This is a genomic window from Thalassotalea sp. PP2-459, assembly GCF_001913705.1.
In the GTDB taxonomy this organism is placed as follows: domain Bacteria; phylum Pseudomonadota; class Gammaproteobacteria; order Enterobacterales; family Alteromonadaceae; genus Thalassotalea_C; species Thalassotalea_C hakodatensis.
Window position 1 is genome coordinate 1 of sequence record NZ_MKQD01000053.1, and the last position, 25,740, is coordinate 25,740.

Consider the following 25,740-nt stretch of genomic DNA (forward strand, 5'->3'; position numbering starts at 1 on the left):
GCTAATTGTGAAAAGCTATTAGCGTAAACACCTAGTTATCCTAATCGAATCTAACAATTCCTTGTATGGAAGAGGTTTGTTTGACCTAGATTTGATCATTACTCTGCAGAAATACTAAATTTCACTTGTTTGACTCGTTGAAGACGATTTATTACCGATTTTTATGCACTTTAATCAAGTTTAGATATTCAGTTACTTCTTGGCAGTGGTATAGTGGGTGTCTAATTAAGTCTGCCGGGTAAAAAGCATCATGGAGCTACATTTGTCTCAGTAGGCTCATGTTCAGAAATCGAGGACATTGAAAATCAATCGGTCAAAATTGTTTCAAATATTTTGAGGTCTTCTGAAATTATCAAATTTGTTGATAGGGATGATAAAAGTGATGCTGAAGTTGAAGAACTTTTACAAAAAGGAATAAAAACGGCTTCCAGAAGACACATTGAATGCTACTTGTTGGACGATGAAATAATTCAAAAGTTATGTTCTAGCATAGAAAAAGAAGACCTTATTGAGCAATGTTTGCGAGCGAAAAACTCAGCAATTCAAGAAAGTGTAAATCGAGATAATCCGCAAGATGATATAAAGTCTGCGAGTGGAAAAATATTTACAGAAATTAAAAGAATTCTTGGGTTGTCTCAATGTGGCAATAATAAATGCGCTTTTCTACGAGACACTATCGCCCCATTGATAACAGAAGAAACACAAGTATACAAAGAAATTGAAAATGAAATCTTTGGATAGTAATAAAGGCACATAAGTCGTTTAAAAGGACTATGCACCTCCCCCATTTTAGTGGACACCTCCTCATCACATTGAGGAGGCTACAATGCCCAAATATACACAACCTAGAAAAACAGTTGGTTTTTGCTCCTGTGTGTCTTATGTTAATCATCAGTGAGTTTTTCAATAAGGTATTATTTGTTCACCAAACTTGGGAGGTTACGATGGATATCGATGAAGATAAAATAGATGAAGCAGCCCTAGCTTTAATGTATTTGACTTTACATGATCATGGTCGAGCGTGGAAACAAATCGACTGGGAGGTAACAAATAGGCTTTATGAAAAAGGGTTAATTTGTGACCCCGTAGGTAAGGCTAAGTCAGTGCAATTAACAGATGAAGGCCTTGAGTTGTCAGAAAAGTTGTTCGAGAAGTTGTTTGCTAAGAAGTAGCCTATGAGCAAATAGTCGTAATTTAAAGCGAGGTTGCTAACAGTTTACTCGGTTTCGCTTTTTTACACATTTTAGCTAGTATTACTATGTCGTTTAATGCAGCGTTCAAAGTGATAATAATAAGGTATCTGATGAAATATCTAATGTTGATAATTGTAGGTTCTTTACTGACTTCCACTGATTCATTTTCAAATGAATTTAGCGCAAAGGTAGATACACTTTTTTCCACGAATATCCATAAGAATACGCCTGGCTGTTCAGTTGGTGTAATTAAAGACGGCACCTTCATTCATAAAGCTGGTTATGGTCTTGCTAATATGGAACTTGATGTGGCTTTGAGTGGTGATAATGTGCATCGGATAGCATCGGTATCCAAACAGTTCACTGCAATGGCAGTGTTACTACTGGCTGAAGAGGGCAAGATTGATCTGGAAGATGATATTCGAACTTATTTGCCATCGCTGAAAAACTACGGTGAAAAAATAACCATAAATTCTATGCTTGGTCATTTTAGCGGAATGGCTGATTATGATTTTATTTCCGGAGGAGAAAGAGGGGAAGTTGAAAACGGACTGAATATTCACTCTGTTGCAGGTGGACCGTTCCGGCTTGGAAATGAAGATTATCTGACCATTGAAGAATTTTATGATTTGGTTAAACAAGTTCCACTTCGTCACGCACCCAATGAAAAATGGGACTATAGCAATCTGGCCTATTTTTTACTTTCGATGCTGGTAGAAGAAGTATCAGGTGAAAGCCTTCGACAATATGCAGATAAGCGCATTTTTAAACCTCTGGGTATGACGAACACATTTTTTAGCGATAACCCTACTGAGATCGTTAAGAACAGAGCGAGTGGATACAAACCAACGGAAGAGGGAGGTTATATAACGGATATGACAAACCTTTTTTGGGTGGGTGATGGTGGTTTGCATACAACCGTTTCTGACATGTTGAAGTGGGATCAAAATTTCTATAACCCAAAAGTAGGAAAAAAGCCTGCAAAATTGCTTGAGTTACTCAATAAACCCAATAGCAACTTTGACAAACGTGGGATGCTATATGCCAATGGGCAGATGATTGTTGAAAGTAATGGCCGAAAATCATTTTCGCATGGCGGTGGGTGGTTAGGGGTCAGAACCTTTTATGAACGTTTTCCAGCAGATAGATTCTCCACCATTATTCTGTGTAATGACAGTAGCCAAAACCCTCGTGAATATGCCAAGCAAATCGCAAAAGCTTATTTTAAATGAAAATTGTAAAGTTGTGAGTATTCAAACTTATAACAAATTGCGCAAACATGACGAGAAAACCGGCGCACTTAAACGAAACGCTTGCAAGCTTCTTCTTTGAAACACGAAACAAGGTGGGCTTTTAAACTCTTAACTCGTTTATTTTTTAAAGGGTATCGTTTTAACTAATGTAAAAATCGTATGGGTATTTTTACTATGATTAGTGTGATTTTTTAAGTAAAGTTTAGAATATCAAACACCTGTTGAATTTGAATTGGCAGGAACTTTAAAATGGAAGGTGTAAATTTTGGCAGGGAAATCACTTAAATGAAACATATATTATTAACCATTATTTTACTTCTGCTTATTGCTTGCGGGGGCGGTTCTGATAAAAATGACGCTAACAACAATAATTTGTCACCCGATGAAGGCAGCTTTACTTTACATAATGTGAGGTTTGACTCACAAGACTATTATGAAGGAGAGCAGGTTACTGTTACAGAAGGCACTAACTTTGAGGTGCAATGGGTAGCTCCCGATTCATCAGCCTATAGAATAGATTTACACTTATCGGCTAATGATCAAACGCCTTCTGACGCGAATCAAATAGTCAGCCTAAGATGCGGTAACACTTCTTACTCACTGTGCCCTAATGCAACAGGTGAGGTTGAATGTAGAATTGATGATAACAACTTAACTTGCTCTATTGAAAACGACTCATTAGGTAGCGAAGCTTTTCAGGAGAGTGACTTATCTAGTTTACAGTTTATTGTAAGTGGTTGCGGTGTTGATACTAATTGCGATGTTAAAACATTTAAATTAAAGGTAGAAAAACCAACGGGTAATTAAGGGGTGGTTTGTCATTTTAGAGGGTTTGGAAAAGTTATAGCCATAAACATGTATGTTATTGCTGAGTTAATCAAGGTAGAAGATAACGCTCTCAATGGTGTTAAAATAACAACCACTATGAAATAAGGCTACATAATGGACTTAGAAATAAACATAGTTGACGCATTTACAGATGTTGCATTTAAGGGCAATTCAGCTGCGGTTATTATCACCAACGATTGGCTATCAGATGAATTAATGCAGTCTATTGCTACTGAAAATAACTTATCAGAAACTGCTTTTGTAAAAACTATAAATACTCAACACTATGAAATTCGTTGGTTTTCACCAATCACGGAAATCGACTTTTGTGGACATGCAACTTTAGCTTCTTCCTTTGTTATTTTTGCGAAAAACCCAACTGTATCGAACATTCATTTTTTTGCTAAAGCTGTTGGTCATTTATCAATTACAAAAATGAGTGACGGTTATATTCAAATGGACTTTCCAAGTAGACCTCCTGCATTAGTTACTGACGTACCGCTTGCATTACTCAAGGGGCTTTCAATTAAGCCTATTGAAGTGTTGCAAAATAACCAAGCATACTTTGTGGTTTACGAAAACGAAATGGATGTAATTTCAGTGGTTACTAATAATGATTTATTAAAACAACTAGCGCCGTACGATGTTGTTGTAACCGCTAAATCAGAAACATATGACTTTATTTCACGCTATTTCTGGCCTGCAAATGGTGGAGATGAAGACCCTGTTACCGGCTCTATTCATACGGGGTTAGCTCCATATTGGGCAGAGAAGTTGAACAAATCATCATTAGTTGCTTATCAAGCCTCAAAGCGTGGTGGCGAAATTATATGTAATGTTGGTAAAAATAGCGTTCAATTATTAGGTAAAGCTGTGCAGTATTTAAAAGGTACCATTACGGTATAAATTTACCTATGCATAGTAATAGTTGCTTTAAAAGCTGTTCATGAAGTAAGTGTAGTTGAGTTGTCAAAACCATTAAAGTGTTAGAGGTGAACCTTAACTAAATCAAGCAAGATATTTTTTGTTAATCACAGCTATTATTAGCGAATAAAATAAATTAACCACGATAAAACAACCGATAAACCGTATAGCACTATTAATTATTTATAATTCACGATTCTATTCAATATTTCCAATGCAGATATTAACAACAGACCTTGTAAGACATGTCTTACAAGGTCGTGAGATATTGAGCTATTTACCGTAGTTAAGTGGAAATAAATTTTCATTACTTATTGTTATAAAAAGACTTTTTAAATTAATACTTATTTTACATATACTTTACAAAATTTTTTATGTGAATAGATTAATGAAAAATAACTGTGTCAGCGTATTATTAATCATGTCAGGAAGACATTGACTAGGAAGGTCAAGAGCATAGCGCTCTCAGGGAGATACCCTAGGATGGGGTTATTGCAGGCCAAATGGACTTGTATTAAGGATGAACGCTGAAACACGGATAGTTAAGGACTTTGTTGTGGCTTAGGAAAGCTACTTAGAGGGAGCTAGAAGGACGTTAATGGAATTAACGAGGAAAGGCTAAGGATAGCTGTTTAAGGATGAAGCGGGATACTTGAATGCAGGATGCATACAGCTAGTTAGAGAAGTGCGGCTCATGATGAGCCGCATTTTTTCTTTTTACTGCGGTAATTTCTTATAGCACATGCATGTTACCATTGAATGTGCTTAATCATATTAGCCCTAATACACTCATACCATTTTTAGTGTCATCAAAGATTAATACACCGACAGAAAAACGTCAGGGGTTTATTCATATTCAACAGCGTAGGTTTCTTTATAGCTATGTGAATAAAGTTCAAATAAATTACCGAATGGATCTTCTAAATACACCATTTTAGCAGGTTTACTATCATCTTCAGGGTGATAACGCATAATATCCATACGTACTTTACCACCAAAGGCTTTGGTGCGTTCAATCACACTTTCAAAGTCATCTGTTTGTAAACAAAAATGGAAAATACCAATACGAGAAAAGTCAACAGGGTGACGTTCTTGACGATCTTTCATTTCAAATAATTCTACACCAATACCATCTGTAGTAACTAAGTGAGCAATATTAAACCCTTTGAAACCTGGGCCAAAAACCGCTATACACATTCTACCAATTGCTGTTTCACGTTCTTCAATGACTTGCGTATTATCCATAATTACTTTGAGGCCGAGTACCTTGGTATAAAACTCGACCGCTTTGTTCATATCACCAACCATGATGCCTATATGATTCATTTTCATTATCTTCTCCCGATCTATTTCTTCACTTATGATTTTGATGGGGTAAGTATATTGAGTTATTTTAATTAACAAAAATTATCATATATAATCAAAATAATAATATTTTGTTATTGTGGTGGCATTTTGTTAAACCCTAACTGGCTTAAAACGTTTGTTACGTTAATCGATACTGGGCATTTCACTAAAGCAGCACAAAAGTTGTATATGACACAACCAGGTGTTAGCCAGCATATTAGAAAGCTTGAAGAAGCGTGTGAACATCAACTTATTCGTAGAGATAAGAAAAGTTTTGATATAACAGAACAAGGCCGTTTAATTTATGATTATGCAAAGCAACTTAAAAAGAATGAAGAACAGGTACTTGAACAGTTAACCTTTGATGACCCATATTCAGGTAAGTGCACATTGGCATGCTCAGGTGCGCTTGCGTTGATTTTATATCCAAAATTGTTAACGATTCAGTGCCGTTATACTGCACTTATCATGCAATTAAAGGCAGCACCAAATGAACAGATTTTAACTGAAGTAGAAAATGGGGAAGTTGATCTTGGCTTAGTCACTGACGTGCAATACCATAGGATACTTGATGTTCAAAAAGTTGGTCAAGAGCAGCTTTGCTTGGTGGTTCCGGCTGACGCTAATGCTGATGAGGAACCTGATACAGAAGATATGTTAATGCGCCTAGGCTTAATTAGTCATCCTGATGCAACACATTATTTAACGCGATATTTTGCACAAAACGATCAACTTATTAAGGCTGATTTTAATGTAGAGAAAATACCTGTGACCGGTTATGTAAATCAAATTAGCCAGATATTGGCACCCGTTGCAAGGGGTCTAGGTTTTACTGTATTACCTAAAAGTGCAGTCGATAGTTTTAATGATCGTGAAAAACTACAAATATTTAAAACTAAAAAGCACGTTGTGGAAACACTATATATTGTGAAAAAGCGTGGTAGATCGTTACCTAAACGTTTTGGCTTAATAAAAACAATATTAGGGGAGCATTTTGAAGGAAATATTTTTGAAACAAAAAACGAACCATAAAAGTTGTGGTATTTGCATAGGTAAAGCCAACAAAACAACCTTGTGAATGGTGGCTAAAATGATCAATCACAGGGTTGTTTTGCTATATTTGAGTTATTAATTAGCTTACAAAACAATAGCAATGCATTAAGGTAACAATTTTGCGTATTCGTTACTTTTGCCTATTATTGCTTGGGTACCTTTTAATGAAAAGTCATATCCACACAAGGTAAAACTGCCTCGATACACTATATTGTTTAAAATATCTGGGCTATCTAACGGTGAAAAATATGCAATATAGGTGTCTTGATTTTCTACTGTTACTTGTAACGGTCTGAATGTTTTTTGATTGTTAAAAGTTAAATGACTACAAGATTTATCGCCTTGACCGGTTTTAAGTTCCCAAACGATGTTTTGCTCAACAATATCGGCCTGCCAACTTATAAATATTCCTTCGTACGCACTTAAACTTAATGTAAATTCATCAGGTAGTGAAATTGGGTTGAAGCGTTCAAGAACCTTGCTATTAAGCTTTGGTTGGGTAGAGATTAATGGCTCGGGTTCTTCTGGGTTTTTGTCAATGGATAATAGACTCGTTATGACAATACCTAAAATGACTATCGCAGCTAATGCGCTAAGCGTATATTTGCTGTTTTTACCGAGTAGCTTGGCTCTAATCAGTTCACCTAAATCACTTGTACTATTTGTTGGTTTAGCCTGATGCGCTTGATGTTGATAGTGGTTAGTTGCCAATTCTGCCTCTGCAATTAATGGCTGATTAACGCCACCTATATTGGGCTCAACACGACTCTGATTGGCTTGTACTTGCTTATCTTTATAGATAGATAAATCCACTGGGCCAGCATAACCAAGAATGTACTTCCTGCGGATGTTCTTTGCTTTACCTGGATATGTAAGCAACAAAGACGCTAATGCCAAAGGTAACAAGATTAACCAATATAATGCGACAATATCGATAAAGGTCATTAAACATGCTGAAAATAAAAAGCTAACGGCAGGAACATACAACCATGGGCCATGAAGCTGTGCGTCAGCTAAGCGACGTTTACTTGAATAGAAAATAATAATACTACCAACAACTGCGCTAAACAGTTTTATAGCGATAAAAGTGTGAAACATTGCTGAAAAAAGTAAAAAACATATATGGCATGCAAGAATAATAACGCTAAAGCGAATTCTATTATCAACACCATGTTTACAAAAAAGAGATAAAAATAACGGCACAAACTCTCCAAATGAAACGCTTAAGAGGATTGAAATAAAGCTACCGCAAGGGTAATCATTTTTTACTTAAATGTCAGCGAAATTTTTACTATTCATATAGAAGTTTATTTTTTCGTTTAATCTTTGTTCGATATTGAAAACTTCAGTGATGCGCATTTGGAAGTTAAGCCTGTGAGATATTTCTTACGATGATGTCAGATTTAGAGATGAAAATTGTAAGTTAGTTATTTTATTGTTATTTAAGTTATTGAATTTATTTGATTAAATAGTTTTTGTTTTAATGTGCCTATAATTTTCTGACATTTTTTTATTTTCTTTGGTTTTCCATTTATACCGTTTTGCTAGAATTAATCGTGTCAGGAAGACAATGCGAAAAGGAATTTTGTATTAGGGACGATGTAGTAATAATTGGTTATGGATAATCAAATAACTGTTATGGCTCAGTTTAAAAAAGGAAAGCAAACGGAAAATAAACAAAGGATGTTACTCAAATAATAGTAGCAGGATGCTAATAAGGATAACGTTTCAACAGGATGTTGATACAGGGAACAACTATTATTTGTACGAAGGAGCGTTTGTAAAATAAGTATGGACACCCGTCAGGAAGACACTGGGCAATAGTTCAGGTACAGGACGTACCGGAGCATAGAGAAAAAGCGACATTATGTCGCTTTTTCTTTTTGGTGTTATGTCAAATCCTGATATTAACCATCAACTTGATTTTGCAATGGTTAAAGTAGATATCAAGCTAAATACGATGCGCGGGCGTTATGATGTTTTCTAGCTTTAAATTCGCCATGGATAATACGCCGGTATACGTAGACTCTCCATCACCACTAAACTCAAAATCAAATACGCATTGCCAATAAGGCCCGTATCTTTTTGAAAATGAGAGTTTAGTAGACCGCCTAGCCACAGATATAAATTGTAAACCTTCCTGTTGGCAATAGCGATCTACATGCTTTTTGGCGGTTTCAGACACTTTACGTTGAAAAATAAAGAACCAAAAAATTAGAAAAATTAAAATGATAATGTAAAAATCGCCCATGATGTTCCTTAATTAAACAAGGTGCCAATTGCTTTTGCAAGCGCAGGGCTACGTTCGGTATCCCGCATACATTGGAAGAGATAAGGGCGAACACTCGGGATCGCAACTAAATCTTTAAATAGCGCGGCAAACATATCTGGGGCTTTTCGCACTAAGGTTTCTAAAAAAACCAGACAACGGTTTTTATCAGCAAGTATTTGCCAACATCTACCAGCTAAAATGACAAGCATTTCAGGGGTAAGTGTTTCATCAGCTAACATCTGATCAACATAGTCAACAACGAATGGGTGTTCGGCACTTGTGGCTAAACATCTAAACATTGATTGTTGTGTTATCGCATTTTCAGTGTTTTTTAAGCGCTCAATAACGGCTTGAATCACCTTTAAAGGTAAAGTGATGTTTTCAAGTGCGCTACACATTGGTTGCAATACGTCATTTGGCAACTGAGGTAAAGCTTCAATAAGAAGTTCTTGATGATTATCGTGATTAAAGCGTACAGCAAAGTCAGTAATACCTTGCGCACCTATTTGCTGCCAATTTTGCCAATTCTGCTCTGATAAGTATGTGACAACCCCTTGGTAGTACTTGCTTGCAGGCTGTTTTAGTTCATCGGTGATAAAACTATTAAGCATGGCAAGTTTGTATTGGCTTGGGGTAAAAATATAGGGGTTGTTTTTAAGTAGCTCTTCTTGTTTTTCTGTTGGATTTACTGATAAATCAGTACCTAAAGCTTCAACAATGATGGCAATAAAATGATTTCTAGCCCCTTGGTTAATCAATCCACGCTCATCAAGTGGTAATTTGATAAACCATAAGTACGGGCTTGCTGATTTTTGTTGCCAAAAACATACAGCAAAGTGAGCATGTCCTTGAATAGGCGTAGGGTGCGGTAATTGATTGTGTTCGAGCTTTTCGAAGAGCTCTTTACTTAGTTTCTCTACTCGGCGTCCTAAGTCATAGATGCGGTATTGGCATTGGGATAAAGTGAGTAATTCGGTGATTGTTGCAATGGTGCTCATAGGGAAAATAACTCTCGAAACATGCGCGTATTATAGAGATAATACACAACAAACTAAACATTAGGTGGCATCTTTTTGTCTGCGATTATTACTGAAAAACCAGAATTGACAATATTATATCAAGATCAGCATCTTGTAGCGATTGATAAACCAGCAGGTTTGTTTGTTCACCGAAGCTTTCTAGATAAAGACGAAAAATACTTTGCGTTGCAGTTATTAAGAGATCATTTAGGCCAATATGTTTACCCTGTTCACCGGCTAGATAAACCAACATCAGGCGTGCTGTTGTTTGCACTTTCAGAACATGTAGCCCGAGATATAAATAGTGCCTTTCAAGAAAAACAAATGCACAAAACCTATTATGCGTTAACCCGTGGACATCTTGAAGGAGAAGGGCGAATAGAACATCCTATCAAAATAAAGTTAGACAAAATTGGCGATAAGTTTGTTAACAAAGATCAAGAAGCGAAAGATGCTATTACAGATTATCAAAGTGTTGCAACAGCAACGTTACCAATACCGTTAGGAAAGTATTCAAGTGTGCGATATTCATTGATTAAATTATCTCCTCAAACTGGTAGACGTCATCAAATACGTAGACATTTAGCGCATTTAAGGCACCCGATAATTGGTGATGTGAATTATGGCGACAATAAACAAAACCCATTTTTTTATCAGCATTTTGGTGTTAAGCGTTTAATGTTGCATGCTCAATCGTTGTCATTTGTTCATCCGATATTAAAACGGGAAATTACTATCGAGGCTGAATTTGATGAACAATGGTTAAAGGTGTTTCACACCTTAGGCTGGTCACTGTCAGTGATATAAACTACTCTGGCCCACGGATAACGGTTGCATTAATATCGTTAGCAATTAATGTTTGGTAGTAATTAGGAATGTAATTACTCTGCTTAGAACTAGACGTTCCTGTGATTGAAATTGGGCGCACAAAAGTCGTGGTATCTAGAGTATGTTGTAACTCAGTTTGATAGTTCGCAAAGGCAAGCATGATACGCTGGTCTGTGGTAATTGGTCGATCGAGTAATGACATCATTAATTCGTGATCTGATACGAGTGGCTTTTTGTCAATATACCTTACTTGAGGCTCTGTGCTGCTGCATCCCGTGCAAAGCAGTATTGCGGTTACCATTGCCCATTTGATCACATTCATCATTGTACACCTAATTTGAAACACAATGTGCTATCGCAAAGGGTATGCCAGAAGTGTTTTTATCTTTTTATTAGTGTTTGATATTTCTTTAACCTATTGAATATAAAGATTAATAAATATGGTGATGAAAAGGGGGTTTAGCTGTGAGGTTAAAGGAAATATTTGTTCAATCCGTAGGTGTCAAAAAAATAACGCCTTTACTTTTTATCAAAGAAAGACGTTATTAACGGATTAAAGTTTAGCGATTATTCTTCACTAACAGAACGTAAAAGTGCGTTAATACCGACTTTTGCTCTTGTTTTTGCATCTACCTTTTTAACGATAATCGCAGCGTACAAGCTGTAAGTTCCACATTTTGAAGGTAAGTTACCAGGCACAACCACTGAACCTGCAGGTACGCGCCCATAATGAACTTCGCCAGTTTCACGATCATAAATACGTGTACTTTGCCCGATATACACACCCATTGATATAACAGCGCCTTCTTCTACTACGACACCTTCAACAATTTCTGAGCGAGCACCAACGAAACAATTATCTTCAATGATCGTTGGACCAGCTTGTAAAGGCTCAAGAACACCACCAATGCCAACACCACCAGATAAATGTACGTTTTTACCAATTTGCGCACATGAGCCAACAGTTGCCCAAGTGTCAACCATACAACCTTCGTCGACAAATGCGCCAATGTTGATATAGCTCGGCATCACTACAACATTCCTACCAACGTAACTTCCTGTTCTAACTGCTGCCGGTGGTACAATGCGTACGCCTTCTTGGGCAAACTTTTCTTCCGTATAATCGCTGTATTTTAGAGGAACCTTGTCATAAAACTTGCTTTCCGCACCGTCAATAATCTCGTTATCCCAAATACGAAATGAAAGTAAAACAGCCTTTTTAAGCCATTGATGAACGACCCATTCACCGGCAATTTTTTCTGCAACACGAGCTGAGCCATTGTTTAGTGCTTCTAACGCATCTAACACTGCATTTTTTATTTCCGTTGGTACGGTTGCTGGCGTTATTTCCATACGCTGCTCGAACGCTTGTTCAATGATTGATTGTAATTCTGACATAGTTCTTCCTAATCTTGGTTAATTCTAACTATCTAATTCTTCTTTCAATTTTGCTGTTAATTGCGCTTTATCTTCTTCGGTCAGCGCTTTGTTTTCAGCATTTGAGATAATAAAAACGTCTTCTGCTTTTTCACCAAAGGTAGTAATTTTGGCTGAGTGAATGTTAATTTTACAAAGTTGAAACACATCGGCAAAATCAGCAAGTAACCCAGGTTTATCTAAGGCGACTATTTCCAGTAATGTGCTACGTTGCGTAGGTGTTTCAACAAAGCTAATTTGCGTAGGCACTCTAAATTGTTGTAATCGTTTTGTTCTTGGTTTTGATGTAAATTCAATCGTGCCTTGCGCTAATACGTTTGTTAAAGACTGCCCTAATTCAACTGCTCGGTAGCTATCGTCGATGGCGTTACCTTGTTGGTCTAAAATAACAAACGTATTAGCGGTATAACCTGCTTTACTGGTGATGATCTTAGCATCATGAATTGAAAAGCCTTTAACGCTTAACAGTGCAACAATTGTTGCAAAGATATTTGCTCTATCTTTGGTATAAACAAAAACCTCAGTACCGCCACGATAGGGTGTGGGACTGATCAATACTAAAGGTTGTTCACGGTCATGTTTTAAAATATGCGAACAATGCCATGAAATTTGCACAGGCGCATAGCGTAAGAAATAATCTGCTTTAAATTCACGCCAAAGCGTTTTAATCTCAATTTCGCTGAAATTTTGCGCTAATAATAATTGCGTAGCGCCTTGCTGGTTTTCTCTAATTTGTTCACGTAAATCAACTGGTTTTTCTAAACCAAGTCTAAAGGCCCTTTTTGTTGAAGAGTATAATTCTTTTAATAAATTCTCTTTCCAGCTGTTCCATAAACTTTCATTGGTTGCTCGCATATCTGCAACCGTTAAACAATATAAGTAATCAAGATGCGCTTCATCTCTAACAATGCTGGCGAAGTTTTTGATCACTTCTGGGTCTGAAATATCGCGTCTTTGTGCGGTAACAGACATTAATAAATGATTTTTAACTAACCAAGAAATCATTCTACCGTCGTGTTTGTTTAGTAAATGATCATGGCTAAACTGTAGGGCGTCAACAGCTCCTAATTCAGCATGGTCGCCACCTCTGCCTTTCGCGATATCGTGAAAAATGCCAGCTAAAAACAACACTTCAGGTTTTCTGATCCGTTGTACTATTTGGCTACACAACGGAAATTCTTGAGAATGCTCCTTTAGTGTAAAACGATAAAGATTTTTCAATAAACGGTAGCTATGTTCGTCTACGGAATATGCATGGAACAAATCAAACTGCATTTGCCCAACGATATTACGCCAAGCAGGAAGGTACGCACTCAAAATTGAGTGTCTGTGCATCAATGAAAGGGTTAAACCTAGCCCTCGAGGATGCTTGATTATCTCTAAGAAAATCTCTCTACAACGCGCGTAATCCATCAAACCTGAAACTAAACGTCTGCGTGCGTTACGCATTAATCGTAGCGTTTCAGAATGTAAATCAATGATTTCTTCATGCTTTGCAATCAACAAAAACATTTCCATAATGTTAATGGAACGCATAAAAATATGTTTGTTGGTTGTTTTTATATAACCATCTAAAATAACAAAGTCATCATTAAGTATGACTTCTTTATTATGTTTTTTATCACGAATAATGGAGTAATCAAAATGTTGTAATAACATTTTATTAAGTTCAGCAACACGGCCGATAATGCGATAAAACCGCTTCATCATTCGTTCAACGGCAACTTTACCCTGATCACCAAAGCCAAGTAACTTGGCAACATCAGCTTGGTGATCAAACAACAATCTATTTTCACTACGATTAGCGATAAAATGTAAGGCGCAACGCATACGCCACAAATAATTTTGACACTCAAGTAGCTCGTTATATTCGTTGTTGGTGAGGTATTCGTGTTCTACTAACTCTTCGAGTGAATCTGCATTGAAATGACGTTTAGCAACCCAACCGATGGTTTGAATATCTCTAAGTCCACCAGGGTTAGCTTTTAAATTAGGCTCAAGGTTATATGAAGCACCATTGTATTGTTTATGACGTGCTAATTGCTCTTCACGTTTGGCAACAAAAAACTTCTTTGATGTCCAAAAGACATCTTCATTTAATAAGGGTTGTAAATGCTCTGTGAGTGCATTGTTTCCGCACACTTTTCGCATTTCCATTAAGTTTGTCGCAACGGTTACGTCATTTACTGCTTGTTTTAAACACTCTTTTATACTGCGAACACTATGACCAATATCGAGTTTAATGTCCCAAAGTTGGGTGATGAATGCTGAAATTTTGTCAGCCAAATCTTGAGGTAGGTCTTCTTGGGTTAGCAGTAGAATATCGACATCTGAAAAAGGGTGCAATTCGCCTCTACCGTAGCCGCCTACTGCTAATAAACTTAACTGGTATTCGTCAAGTTGATGTTGTGCCCAGAGTTTTGTTAATACTTTATCAACAAAGTGTGCCCTTGCATTCAGTACAAAACTTACATCTTCGTTGATAAATTGTTCTTTTTGCCAAAGGTAGAATTCCTCATTTAGCTGGCAAATATCAACGGTGTCAATGCTGGGAGCGCTAATACAAAGGCGATCGGTAAAGCATTGAGGAACTATACTTTCATCAAGCAAAATTGCACTCACTTATAAGTTAATTACTGAATTAGTTATGTAATACTCTCGGAATAGACTCTTCTTTTCGCAAAGTAAGAATTTCACAACCGGTTTTAGTCACTACAATGGTATGTTCCCATTGTGCAGACTTTTTGCCGTCTATTGTATATACCGTCCAGTTGTCTTGTTTATCTAATACCGTGTTTGCACGTCCAAGGTTAATCATCGGTTCAACCGTAAAACACATACCTTCTTGCATTTTGGTTTTGTCATTATTTTTATAATGCACAATTTGAGGTTCTTCATGAAACTCAGTACCAATACCATGGCCACAATATTCTTTCACAATCGAATAGCGGCCTGATTTCTTAATAAATTTTTGTATAGCACTACCAATTTCACCAAAAGTGTTACCTGGTTTTACTTTTTTCAAACCAACATAGAGTGCTTCTTGGGTAATACGGCACAATCGATTATCTTCCGGTGAAACATCACCGACTAAAAACATTTTGCTGGTATCACCATGAAAGCCATCTTTTATCACGGTTATATCGATATTGATAATATCGCCATCCTCTAGTGGCACATCATTAGGAATACCATGACATACAACATGGTTAACTGAGGTGCAAATTGATTTAGGAAAACCATGGTAATTCAGCGGGGCTGAAATAGCCTGTTGCTCTTGCTCTGTGTATTGTGCACAAATAGTATTTAACTCGTCAGTAGTAATACCTGCTTTTACATGCGGCTCAATCATTGTTAAAACGTCTGATGCTAGCTTGCCAGCAATACGCATTTTTTCTATTTCTTCTAGGCTTTTAATATTAATGGTCATTAAAGTCTCAATATATGCCAAATTATGGGTCACGTAATAATCGTTCAGATTTTACATGGAATATTTTCACATTCCTACATTGAGTAACCCATTATTCACTTTTTTTTAAAAGTTTGACTATAGAATAAGGGACAATTGTAATTGAGCGTGTTCGTTTATCTGATTTATTTGTTATTAAAAACGCTAATACTTATTAACGGCTGGAATCTTAGCAGTGGCTAATTAAGCGATAATGTTGTTAATTTAACGAATAAACGTGAAATTGACTATTTAAATTCTTAATTAACTTGCCTAGATTATTGTTTTAAATAGTTATATTCTGTTGGTGTGTAATTTGCTTGAATCATAATATTACAATGAAATAGGACGTTCTTATGCCGGTGAAAATTGAAGATAGACCAACAGAAGCAGTTCGTGATGAAGTGATTGACCAACTCGTGATGAATTACAGTCATGGAAAACTATCATTTGAAGCTTTTGAAAGACGGCTAGATATCGCAATGAATAGCCAAAACAATGTTGAAATCGCAGCGCTAGCTGAAGACTTAGATCTAGAAGTAGATAAAGACTATGTTGAAAACAAGCAACGCGATTTTGAGCCACAATTTGCCCCTCATGAGGGTGAAGAAGTTGATTACATGGTGAATATCTTTGGTGGTAGTGATCGTAGTGGGTGCTGGTCAGTTGCCAAGGAATTAAGAACCATCAGTGTTTTTGGTGGAAGCAACATTGATTTTAGTGAAGCAGTATTTTCACAACAGCGTACAACGTTAAAAGTGTTTTGTTTATTCGGTGGTGAAAATGTTTATGTTCCCGAAAATGTAAACGTTGTTTCAAAAGCCTTTTGTGTTTTTGGTGGTGTTTCGAATAAAGCCCCTTCATTTGGTAACAAAAACGCACCAACAATTATCATTGAAGGGTTTGTTGTGTTTGGTGGTGTTGATATTAAATTGAAACGTACCATTAAAGAAAAGTTTGTAGCTTTTGCTGACAGTATGAAAAATATGTTCAATTAACCTGATGATAATCAACCCCAAAGACCATCAACATGACCTTTGGGGTTGGTAAATTAAAACATTTTGGTTTGTTTAAGTCTGCTTAGAAGAACCGCAGCAAATAGAGCCGTATAAACGCTGTAAATGACCACCATCCATTGTGGCATACTGTAACCTAAGAATTGCCAATCAATATCACTACAACTACCATCAGCTTTAAAAAGTGCAGGTAGCCATTCGTGTAACGGCGCCCATTGTGGAAAGTTGGGTACTAACTCACAACCGTATAAAAACGCCATTGAAGCATTTTGCATATCAACATGTTCGTTAGCGATTAATAGGCCCCAAATAGCACCAGTTGCCCATAAACCATAAGCAATCAAACGTCCAAAAACAGAAGAGCAAGTGAAATAACCAACGATACCAGCAAACACAATGGCCCACATAGCAGCACGTTGATAGATACACATCACACAAGGCTTCAACTCCATCATGTATTGAAAATACAAAGCGGCAAGCTCTAGTGATAACGCACTAATGAACAGTAATAACCAAGCGTTTTTATTTGTTGTTAAGTTACTTAAAAAATTCACAGGTATTCCTTATTGTTTTTTGATCGCTAGATTACCTTTAAGCGAATTTATTGTCATCAAGCAAATTGTAAATAGTTAATAAAAAAGCGCCTTTCGGCGCCTTTCACGGTTAATGTGCGTTTGAAGTTGCTTTACTGTCATCTGCAACATGATGTGATATTAAGCCTGCATCATAAAATTCTTGAGTTTTTCCTTCTAATAAACCACTTGATATGGCTAATAAACCAACAATGGTCAGCACAATTGTGTATGGAAATGCCATGATTACCATACGGCCGTAAGACAACCTAATAAGTGGCGCTATTGCAGAAGTAAGTAAGAATAAAAAAGCTGCTTGTCCATTAGGGGTCGCAACACTAGGTAAGTTTGTACCGGTATTAATTGCCACCGCTAATAAATCAAATTGATCACGCGTAATCACACCAGCTGATAGCGCTTTTTGTACTTCAGTAATGTAAACAGTTCCAACAAAAACGTTATCACTGACCATGGATAAAAAGCCATTTGCTAAATAGAACATCACTAATTGCATATTACCTTCGAACGTTAATACCCAAGTGATAACCGGTGTAAAGAGCTGTTGATCTATAATAACAGCGACAATGGCAAAAAATACGGCTAAAAGGGCGGTGAAGGGGAGTGCTTCTTCAAAAGCATGGCCAATTTGATGTTCTTCAGTGATCCCGGTAAAAGAAGTGGCAAAAATAATCACGGTTAATCCAATTAAACCCACAGCAGCAAGGTGCAAGGCTAAACCAACAATTAGCCATATACCGACAACTCCCTGCATGATTAATTTTACTTTATCTTTCTTGGTGCGTTTTTTAGACTGAGTTTTTTCATAATCGATTAAGATATTACGTACACTTTCAGGTAACGTTGATCCATAACCAAACCACTTTAGCTTTTCAAGCAAAATGCAGGTAATGATACCTGAGATAAAAACAGGAATTGTTACCGGAGACATTCGAATGAAAAATTCAATGAAATCCCATCCTGCTTGTTGACCAATAATTAAGTTTTGTGGTTCACCAACAATGGTGCAGACGCCGCCAAGAGCTGTACCAACACCTGCGTGCATCATTAAATTTCGTAAATATGCGCGAAAATTGTCTAAATCAAGACGTGAGGGCTCTTGAACACCTTGATCACAAGTATGATCATGATCATGTTGGTGGTTATCTTTCCCAGAAGCTACTTTGTGATAAACCGCGTAAAAACCAACTGCTACTGCAATAATAACGGCAATCACGGTTAAAGCATCTAAGAATGCTGACAAGAAAGCACTACTTACGCAAAACAATAAGGAAACGATTGTTTTAGAACGAATTTTGGTAACAATTTTAGCGAAGAGAAATAGCAATAAATTTTTCATGAAATAAATGCCTGCTACCATAAAAATTAATAACAGTAATACTTCAATGTTCGCTTGAATTTCATGCATGACTTGCTCAGGACTTGTCATGCCAATAACAACGGCTTCAATAGCTAGTAGACCACCCGGTTGTAGTGGATAACACTTTAGCGCCATAGCAAGTGTGAAGATAAATTCAAGAACTAGTGCCCAACCAGCAAGGTATGGACTAATTTGGAATAATATTGGGTTGATAATAAGACAAGCAATAATGGCTTGCTTATACCATCTAGGGGAGTTCCCTAAAAAGTTTTGGTAAAACGCACTAATGGCTGATTGGTTCATCTCGGAAGAGCCTTTTTTCTAGGTTAGCTAAAAAATCGGCAGATTTATATCAGGGTCATATAATGGTTGCAAAGACTATTTTCATCTAAACTAATTCTATTCGTGGGCAAGTGCCAATCTTTAATCTTTTATCGAGAGAAGAACGATACTATTAGATAAAAAAATAAAGCTCCTAATAGGTAGGAGCTTTATTAAATGAACTGGTATTAAATCTCGTTAATAGGCTAGATGTAATACAACAATAAATAGGCAACAAGTAATATTGCCACCCAAACTACCATCGTATCAGTAAGCCAAAATCGAGCAAAGTAGCCTCTAGGTTCATTTTTATCTGCATCGTATGAACGCTGTACTATATGCTTAATTGACATTACCACAGCAAGTTCAGCACGTTGATAGCTGTGATAGACAGCACTGGCAACTCGTTTTATTACATTCGGTGCCAATTTACGATAAAACCAATCCGCATCTAAGTTTGTAGAGGGCAACTCAGGTGGATACATGTTTCGTTGGTTAAGCCATACGAAAGCAAGTGCAGAGAAGAATAACAATTGTAATTGCGTTAATACATGCGTTAAGTCATACGGTTGGTAGTTTGCTTCCCATGGCAGCAATGCATAAACCGTTTGTGCAGGGAATGAACCAATAACCACACAAGCTACGGCTGCTAAAGTCATGGCAATTAGCATATTACGAGGTGGCTCTGTGGTTCTGATGCCAGAATCATGAGCAAAGAATGCGAAGTAAGGAATTTTGATCCCTGCATGATGGAATACACCTGCTGCAGCAAACAATAATAATAGCCAAACGACATCGTAGCCTTCAGCAACTGCCGCACTCATAATCATCGATTTAGAGACAAAGCCACTAAAGAGCGGGAAGGCTGAAATAGATGCAGCGCCGACAATACAGAGAATGGTCGTTTTAGGCATGCTTTTGTATAAGCCTCCTAATTCGGAGCCATTTATTTTCCCTGTCATATGTAACACAGCCCCCATCGTCATCATTAACAAACCTTTAAAGATAACGTCATTGAAAGCATGTGCAACAGCACCGTTTAACGCGACCGCTGTACCAATACCTATACCGACTATCATAAAGCCGATTTGGTTAATTAAACTGTACGCAAGTACGCGCCTTAGATCATTTTCTATAACAGCAAAGAAAATTGGAAAACATGCCATAGTGACACCAATCCAAACAAGTAATTCAGTGCCAGGGTAGCCACGAGCAAAAGCATAGACTGCTACTTTGGTCGTAAAAGAAGCTAGAAATATTGTTCCTGTAGGCGTAGCTTCAGGGTAGGCATCAGTTAACCAATTGTGAACAAAAGGAAAAGCACATTTAATACCGAAGGCTAAAAAGATTAACCAAGCGCCGATTTGTGCAATGCCTTGATGTTCCAAACCAATCTCAGTAAATAATAAACTATTATTGACTTGTGCGTAGATAAGTAACCCAGCAAGCAACAGAACCCCTGATAGCACTTGAATAATTAAATACCGTAGACCTGAAGAATAAGCTTTATCCGTTCTTCTGGCCCAAATTAAAAATACAGAGGTAAGTGCGAGTAATTCCCAAAAGACAAAAAGAGTTAATAAGTCACCGGCAAACACAGCACCAACAGCACTTGCTGCATAGGCTAAGGCTGCAACATGTTGAACGGTATCTTTAACATGTATCGCGTAAATAATAGCGATAAACGAAGCAATATGAAAAAGATAACCAAACATTAAACTGAGCTTATCGACCTTTACCGGTTCTAAGGTATAGCCCATGAACTCTAAAGACCAAAATACACCAGTATCAAGACCATAAATATTTAATGCGCCAATAATGGGGACGATTAACATGACTGTGTTTCGTAACCAACCACGCAAAAACAAAGCGGCTAACGCCCCGAATAATAGCGGTAAAAAGGGCGGAAGCAGAATTAAGTTACTCATCGTAATAATCTTCCTTACGCATTAAAAACTTTCTCATTTCCGTGGCGATTAATACCAAAACGACACAGCCAACAAAACCATAAATAGCATAAAATGCAGGTATATTTTCCCAATCATGGTAAATATGGCGGTTAACGATAAGGTCTACAATTACGAGTAAAGCGCAAATAACATAAAAAACTCTTAACATTTTACGAATATTTTCAGGCTTATCGAAGAAGCCACTTTGTTCATGGTTTTGCTCAGCCATTTTAACCTTCTCCATTAGTAGCAACGCCCGGAATAAGATTGATTAAATCAATCAAGGGCTGAGGATAGAAAAATAATACAATACAACCTATAGATGTTACCGAAATAGCGATTAACATTGGTAAAGGTGCTTCTTGTGTTTGTTGCCAACTCCAAGGTTGGTTATCAGTACTATCTTTATTAAAAAATGCTTTGATTGGTATAGGTAATAAATACGCTATATTCAGTAATGAGCTTATCATTAATGTAGCTACAATTAATAATTTATCAGTTTCTAGGGCACCAATGGTTAAATACCATTTACTCCAAGTACCAGCCATTGGCGGTAGGCCTATAATGCTAATAGCACCTATAGCAAACGCGGCCATGGTTATCGGCATTTTCTTACCCAAACCAACCATTTCTGAGATGTTTTTCTTGTGACTAGCAACCATAATGGCGCCAGCACAGAAGAATAGTGTAATTTTACCAACCGCATGGGTTGCAATATGGAGTGCAGCACCTGCACTCGCTATAGAGGATGCTAATAGGGCACCAACAACAATATAGCTTAGTTGACTAACTGTAGAGTAGGCTAACCTAGCTTTTAAGTTGTCTTTAGTCATGGCGATACATGAAGAAAGTAAAATAGTAGCGGCGCCAATATAGAGCATTATATCAGTGGTCGCTAACTCTTTAAGGGTATCTAAACCAAAGATATAAATGACGATTTTTAAGATGCTGAAAACCCCAGCTTTTACTACCGCAACAGCATGCAACAATGCACTGACAGGCGTAGGTGCCACCATTGCTGCAGGTAACCAGCGATGAAACGGCATAATTGCTGCTTTACCAATACCGTAGCAAAATAATACTAATAAAATAGCCATTATCATTTTGCTATGCGAGTTATCAAAAACTCCACCGGCTTGGAAGGTTAAATTACCTGTTAAAGCATAGGTACCCATAACGGCAAAAAGTAAAAATAAGATTGATGTACTTAACAAAATACCTAAATAAACACGTCCGCCTCGTTTGGCTGCATCATTGCCAGCATGTGTTACCAATGGATAAGTTGATAATGTTAACACTTCATAGAAAATAAAGAGAGTTAACAAGTTTCCAGAAAAACAGATAGCCATTACGGAGCTAATCGCTAAGGCAAAACAATAAAAAAATCGTGTTTGATTCTTTTCGTTGTGGCCACGCATATAACCGATGGCATAAATGCTGGTGACGATCCAAAGGAAACTGGCTACTAGCGCAAATAGTACCCCAAGAGGTTCTACGGTGAAGCTGAGCGCTAACCCCGGAAACAAATCAATGACGTGTTGCTGTAATACGACACCTTGAAATGTGTAATCGGTAATGGCGAGTACTATCGTAAAGAGTATCGCCGCCGTTACTAACGTTATTGTTTCTCTTAAATTAGGGAATTTACCTACTGCAATTACAAGTAGAGACCCAATAAAAGGGACTAATATTGATAAACTAATCAGGAGTGATGGGTCTATATTTTGCCAGAGGTTCATAATGCTACCCCCGCTGGGTTATATCCTTGAAACAGCCATTGCGATGCACTTGTTGCAGCTTCAACCGTTAAGCTGGTGTTAATACCAAAATAAATGTTTGCTAAAACAAGTATCCACATCGGCATAAGCATTAACCATGGCACTTCTTTAATGTTATTAGCATCTTGAGATTCCGGCGGTTCCTGAAAGTATGCAGCTTCTAATACGCGGCCGATATAAACGACGGCTAATAAAGAGCCCAATAACACTAGCGCTGCCACTATCCATAAATCCTGTTCTAATGCTGCAGTCACTAAATACCACTTGCTGACAAAACCAGCGGTTAGGGGCACACCAATAATGCTTAACCCAGCAATAGTAAAAGCAGCCATAGTAAGTGGCATTTTCTTACCTAAACCTTTAAAGGCTTCTATGTTAACTGAACCCATACGATAGAACACCGCACCTACCGCCATAAATAATGCGCCTTTCATTAATGCATGGTTGAAAATATGAATTAACCCTGACATTAGGCCAGGGACACTCACTAAACTAATACCCAGTACCATATACCCTATTTGAGCAACACTACTGTAGGCAAGTAGGGTTTTTACATTACTTTGCACAGTTGCCATATATGAGCATTTAAAAATAGCAACAATGGCTAAAATCATCAGTATGATTTCCATGCTCATTGTTTCGAATACATGTGATGCACCAAACACCGAGAATATGAAGCGTATCATCACGTAAACGGCAACTTTGGTGGCAGTACTTGCAAGGAATGCGGTTACTGACGATGGCGCATGGGTATAAGCAGCAGGTAGCCACATATGTAGTGGGAAAAGTGCGAGCTTTAAACTTACACCTACCATAATGAAAGCGAGGCCGGTATTTAATGTACGATTGCTTTCAAAGGCTGCCATTTTCGTTGAGAGATCAGCCATGTTCAGCGTACCCGTTTTCATATAGAGCATGCCAACCCCAATGAGAATAAAGGTAGCTCCTATAGTACCCATGACTAAATAACGAAAGGTTGCTGTTAAACAACGGCGATCAGACGCTAGACTCACTAATGTATAAGTAGCTAACGAAGATATTTCTAAAAAGACGAATAAGTTAAAGGCATCACCGGTAATTAATATACCAGATAAACCCGTTAAACAGAGTAAATGCGCTGTATAATAAAGTGAATGATTAGAGGCATTGATTTCTTTTTCAATACTGTCTTTTGAATAGATTAATACCAAGGTTGACATTGCACTGACGGCTAATAAAACAAAAGCATTCGTGACATCAACGTTAAGTTCAATTCCCCAAGGAGGTGGCCAACCACCCAGCGCATAACTTAATGCGCCATCAGAAAGCGTTGTCATTAACAGTTGCCATGACGCGATACAAGATAAAGCACTGACTAACGTTGCGAACGCCCAAGTAAGCATTGAACGCCCTAAAATAAGCGCAATAGGTGCTGCAATAAGAGGCAGTATAATAGGTAGAGCGGCTAAGTGTTGTTCAATCATCAGATAGCATCATCCTTGTTTTCAAATTCATTTTCTTCAACCGTACCGTATTCTTCTTTAATACGTACAATTAGAGACAAAGCAACGGCTGTAGTAGCAACACCAACAACAATAGCGGTTAAAATCAGTACATGCGGTAATGGGTTAGAATATTGAGTAGCCCCTTCGGTTAAGATAGGTGCCGTGCCTCCTTTAACTTTACCCATTGATATATAAAGCATAAAAACCGAGGTTTGAAAGATGTTTAAACCAACAACTTTTTTTATTAGGTTGCTCGCTGAAATAACAATATAAAACCCTGTCATCATCAAGAATACGACGATCCAGTAATTGTAGTAATCTGCAATAAAACTCATTGAATATTCGCCCTCTCAATTTGGCTGTCAAAGGCATAAAAAATACTGAGCATAACGGCGAAGACTGTTATGCCCACTCCAAGCTCTATTAGAATAATGCCGTAATGTTGACCGGATAACGGATTTTCAGCTAAATAATTGTAATCAAGAAAGTTGCCTCCCATTGCCATACTGTATACGCCAACTCCAGCGTACAGAAGTACGCCAAACACGGCGAGGATTCGTAAAAACGTAGGACCAACCACTTTAAAGACATTTGATAAACCAAAGACCAATGCATAAAGAATGAATGCAGCAGCAGCAATTACACCTGCTTGGAATCCTCCACCTGGACCAAAATCACCATGAAACTGCACATAAAGCGCAAACAAAATAATCATAGGAATAACAATTTTAGCGATCACTTGTAATACTCTATGCGCTTTAATGCCAGATTCAGGATTTTTATCTGCGTCACGTTTTCTAAGCCTTAACAGCGACAACACGCCAATCATTGCAGAAAATACAACCACGGTTTCTCCTAGCGTATCGAACCCTCGATAGCTTGCTAACACTGAAGTCACCATATTAGGCAAACCAATTTCTTTTGGAGACTCTTCAATGTACCTTGGCGCAACGTGTTCATGAACAGGGTTTTCGGCATGACCAAAAGGAGGCATGTCGAGCGTACCGTATATGAGGGCAGCGCCTGTAACGACCACTATGAGTAACGGTAAAAGCTTTGATTTGGCAGGAGGTGTTTCTGTACGCCCGGTTATAGCGATTGTGCCTAACATCAATACGGTTGATATACCGGCACCTACGGCAGCTTCAGTAAAAGCAACATCAACAGCATCAAGGTTGATAAAAATTAACGCAGAAAGAAAGCTGTAGATACTAAATAGCATTACAACTGCGAATAAATCTTTAAGAAAAATAATGCGCAATGCGGTTAATGCTAGCATTGCGAGTAAGACTAAATCGATTAATAGTTCCATTAAGGCTCATTCTCCTTTTGTTGTTCTTTTTCTGGCATAGAAAGTAAGCCACCATGTCGGGCTGACTTTGCTAGAACATGAGATGCCGTCGGACTCGTGATTAATAGAAAAATCAAAATAAATAATAACTTAGCAGTATTCAGATCTAAATTGGTTTGTAATATAAGACCACCAAGTACCAATATTGCTGCAATCGAATCGGTAACACTGGCGGCATGAACGCGCGTAAAAAAATCAGGGAACTTAAAAAGACCAACGGCACCGCTTAGCCCGAAAAAAGCACCAAAGATAAGTAATACACCACTGATAATGTCGAGTAATAACATAA

General features: G+C 37.5%; 25 protein-coding genes. 8 read left to right on the top strand and 17 right to left on the bottom strand.

The genetic code is table 11. The features are described from left to right. Nucleotides 1-333 precede the first annotated feature (333 nt). From BI291_RS13055 to BI291_RS13075, 5 genes are all read left to right on the top strand, one after another. Nucleotides 334-741, top strand: a complete 408-nt coding sequence (locus BI291_RS13055) for a hypothetical protein (RefSeq protein ID WP_175573128.1) — start codon at nt 334-336, stop codon at nt 739-741. Between the two features lie 203 nt (nt 742-944). Further along, nucleotides 945-1,172 (top strand): DUF6429 family protein, encoded by a 228-nt coding sequence (locus tag BI291_RS13060; RefSeq protein ID WP_074499261.1) that lies wholly within the window; start codon nt 945-947, stop codon nt 1,170-1,172. A 131-nt stretch (nt 1,173-1,303) separates the two neighbouring features. Then, nucleotides 1,304-2,425, top strand: coding sequence for a serine hydrolase (locus tag BI291_RS13065; protein WP_074499216.1), 1,122 nt, complete (start codon nt 1,304-1,306; stop codon nt 2,423-2,425). 306 nt (nt 2,426-2,731) lie between these two features. Then, nucleotides 2,732-3,253, top strand: a complete 522-nt coding sequence (locus tag BI291_RS13070; RefSeq protein ID WP_074499217.1) for a hypothetical protein — start codon at nt 2,732-2,734, stop codon at nt 3,251-3,253. A gap of 135 nt (nt 3,254-3,388) precedes the next feature. Continuing rightward, nucleotides 3,389-4,180 carry a PhzF family phenazine biosynthesis protein gene (locus tag BI291_RS13075; RefSeq protein ID WP_074499218.1) on the top strand — a complete coding sequence of 264 codons (792 nt, stop codon included), beginning with the start codon at nt 3,389-3,391 and terminating at the stop codon, nt 4,178-4,180. Nucleotides 4,181-5,044: 864 nt separating this feature from the next. Here BI291_RS13075 and BI291_RS13080 read toward each other — a convergent pair. Then, nucleotides 5,045-5,530: a VOC family protein gene (locus BI291_RS13080; protein ID WP_074499219.1), complete on the bottom strand. Its 486-nt coding sequence runs from the start codon at nt 5,528-5,530 to the stop codon at nt 5,045-5,047. 123 nt (nt 5,531-5,653) lie between these two features. Between BI291_RS13080 and BI291_RS13085 the strand changes: the two genes are divergently transcribed. After that, nucleotides 5,654-6,577, top strand: coding sequence for a LysR family transcriptional regulator (locus BI291_RS13085; RefSeq protein ID WP_074499220.1), 924 nt, complete (start codon nt 5,654-5,656; stop codon nt 6,575-6,577). Nucleotides 6,578-6,703: 126 nt separating this feature from the next. Here BI291_RS13085 and BI291_RS13090 read toward each other — a convergent pair whose 3' ends face one another. From BI291_RS13090 to BI291_RS13100, 3 genes are all read right to left on the bottom strand, one after another. Further along, nucleotides 6,704-7,801, bottom strand: coding sequence for a hypothetical protein (locus BI291_RS13090; protein ID WP_074499221.1), 1,098 nt, complete (start codon nt 7,799-7,801; stop codon nt 6,704-6,706). A 748-nt stretch (nt 7,802-8,549) separates the two neighbouring features. Continuing rightward, a complete protein-coding gene (locus BI291_RS13095) occupies nt 8,550-8,849 on the bottom strand; it encodes a DUF3301 domain-containing protein (RefSeq protein ID WP_074499222.1) in 300 nt (99 codons plus the stop codon). An 8-nt stretch (nt 8,850-8,857) separates the two neighbouring features. Continuing rightward, nucleotides 8,858-9,868, bottom strand: coding sequence for a DUF3549 family protein (locus BI291_RS13100; RefSeq protein ID WP_074499223.1), 1,011 nt, complete (start codon nt 9,866-9,868; stop codon nt 8,858-8,860). A gap of 75 nt (nt 9,869-9,943) precedes the next feature. Between BI291_RS13100 and truC the strand changes: the two genes are divergently transcribed. Continuing rightward, nucleotides 9,944-10,696: a tRNA pseudouridine(65) synthase TruC gene (gene truC, locus BI291_RS13105; protein WP_254849581.1), complete on the top strand. Its 753-nt coding sequence runs from the start codon at nt 9,944-9,946 to the stop codon at nt 10,694-10,696. A gap of 1 nt (nt 10,697) precedes the next feature. Here the strand turns inward: truC and BI291_RS13110 are convergent, their stop codons facing one another. From BI291_RS13110 to map, 4 genes are all read right to left on the bottom strand, one after another. Continuing rightward, the gene (locus BI291_RS13110) at nt 10,698-11,042 is read right to left on the bottom strand and encodes a hypothetical protein (RefSeq protein ID WP_139302619.1); all 345 of its coding nucleotides are present in this window, start codon (nt 11,040-11,042) and stop codon (nt 10,698-10,700) included. Nucleotides 11,043-11,284: 242 nt separating this feature from the next. Further along, nucleotides 11,285-12,115: a 2,3,4,5-tetrahydropyridine-2,6-dicarboxylate N-succinyltransferase gene (gene dapD, locus BI291_RS13115; protein ID WP_074499225.1), complete on the bottom strand. Its 831-nt coding sequence runs from the start codon at nt 12,113-12,115 to the stop codon at nt 11,285-11,287. 24 nt (nt 12,116-12,139) lie between these two features. Next, on the bottom strand, nt 12,140-14,776 hold the full coding sequence (glnD, locus tag BI291_RS13120; RefSeq protein WP_074499226.1) for a [protein-PII] uridylyltransferase: 2,637 nt from the start codon (nt 14,774-14,776) through the stop codon (nt 12,140-12,142). A 19-nt stretch (nt 14,777-14,795) separates the two neighbouring features. Beyond that, nucleotides 14,796-15,584 carry a type I methionyl aminopeptidase gene (gene map / locus BI291_RS13125; protein ID WP_074499227.1) on the bottom strand — a complete coding sequence of 263 codons (789 nt, stop codon included), beginning with the start codon at nt 15,582-15,584 and terminating at the stop codon, nt 14,796-14,798. A 374-nt stretch (nt 15,585-15,958) separates the two neighbouring features. On the opposite strand from map, the gene BI291_RS13130 reads away from it, so the two are divergent. Continuing rightward, nucleotides 15,959-16,600: a LiaF domain-containing protein gene (locus BI291_RS13130; protein ID WP_074499228.1), complete on the top strand. Its 642-nt coding sequence runs from the start codon at nt 15,959-15,961 to the stop codon at nt 16,598-16,600. A 53-nt stretch (nt 16,601-16,653) separates the two neighbouring features. Here BI291_RS13130 and dsbB read toward each other — a convergent pair whose 3' ends face one another. The 9 genes from dsbB to mnhG form a co-directional block, all read right to left on the bottom strand. Further along, nucleotides 16,654-17,172, bottom strand: coding sequence for a disulfide bond formation protein DsbB (dsbB, locus tag BI291_RS13135; RefSeq protein ID WP_074499229.1), 519 nt, complete (start codon nt 17,170-17,172; stop codon nt 16,654-16,656). 109 nt (nt 17,173-17,281) lie between these two features. Beyond that, nucleotides 17,282-18,871, bottom strand: a complete 1,590-nt coding sequence (gene nhaB / locus BI291_RS13140; protein WP_074499230.1) for a sodium/proton antiporter NhaB — start codon at nt 18,869-18,871, stop codon at nt 17,282-17,284. Nucleotides 18,872-19,095: 224 nt separating this feature from the next. Continuing rightward, nucleotides 19,096-20,817, bottom strand: coding sequence for a Na(+)/H(+) antiporter subunit D (locus tag BI291_RS13145; protein WP_074499231.1), 1,722 nt, complete (start codon nt 20,815-20,817; stop codon nt 19,096-19,098). Beyond that, complete coding sequence (locus BI291_RS13150) at nt 20,810-21,067, bottom strand: hypothetical protein (protein ID WP_074499232.1); 258 nt, start codon at nt 21,065-21,067, stop codon at nt 20,810-20,812. Before BI291_RS13150 ends, BI291_RS13145 begins: the two co-directional genes overlap by 8 nt. 1 nt (nt 21,068) lies before the next feature. Beyond that, complete coding sequence (locus BI291_RS13155; RefSeq protein ID WP_074499233.1) at nt 21,069-22,577, bottom strand: monovalent cation/H+ antiporter subunit D family protein; 1,509 nt, start codon at nt 22,575-22,577, stop codon at nt 21,069-21,071. Then, entirely contained in the window at nt 22,574-24,079 is a 1,506-nt protein-coding gene (locus tag BI291_RS13160) for a monovalent cation/H+ antiporter subunit D family protein (RefSeq protein WP_074499234.1), read from the bottom strand. The genes BI291_RS13155 and BI291_RS13160 overlap by 4 nt, the downstream gene beginning before the upstream one ends. After that, nucleotides 24,079-24,435 (bottom strand): cation:proton antiporter subunit C, encoded by a 357-nt coding sequence (locus tag BI291_RS13165; RefSeq protein ID WP_074499235.1) that lies wholly within the window; start codon nt 24,433-24,435, stop codon nt 24,079-24,081. The genes BI291_RS13160 and BI291_RS13165 overlap by 1 nt, the downstream gene beginning before the upstream one ends. Then, nucleotides 24,432-25,412, bottom strand: coding sequence for a DUF4040 domain-containing protein (locus tag BI291_RS13170; RefSeq protein WP_074499236.1), 981 nt, complete (start codon nt 25,410-25,412; stop codon nt 24,432-24,434). Before BI291_RS13170 ends, BI291_RS13165 begins: the two co-directional genes overlap by 4 nt. Further along, entirely contained in the window at nt 25,412-25,738 is a 327-nt protein-coding gene (gene mnhG / locus BI291_RS13175) for a monovalent cation/H(+) antiporter subunit G (RefSeq protein WP_074499237.1), read from the bottom strand. The genes BI291_RS13170 and mnhG overlap by 1 nt, the downstream gene beginning before the upstream one ends. Nucleotides 25,739-25,740 lie beyond the last annotated feature (2 nt).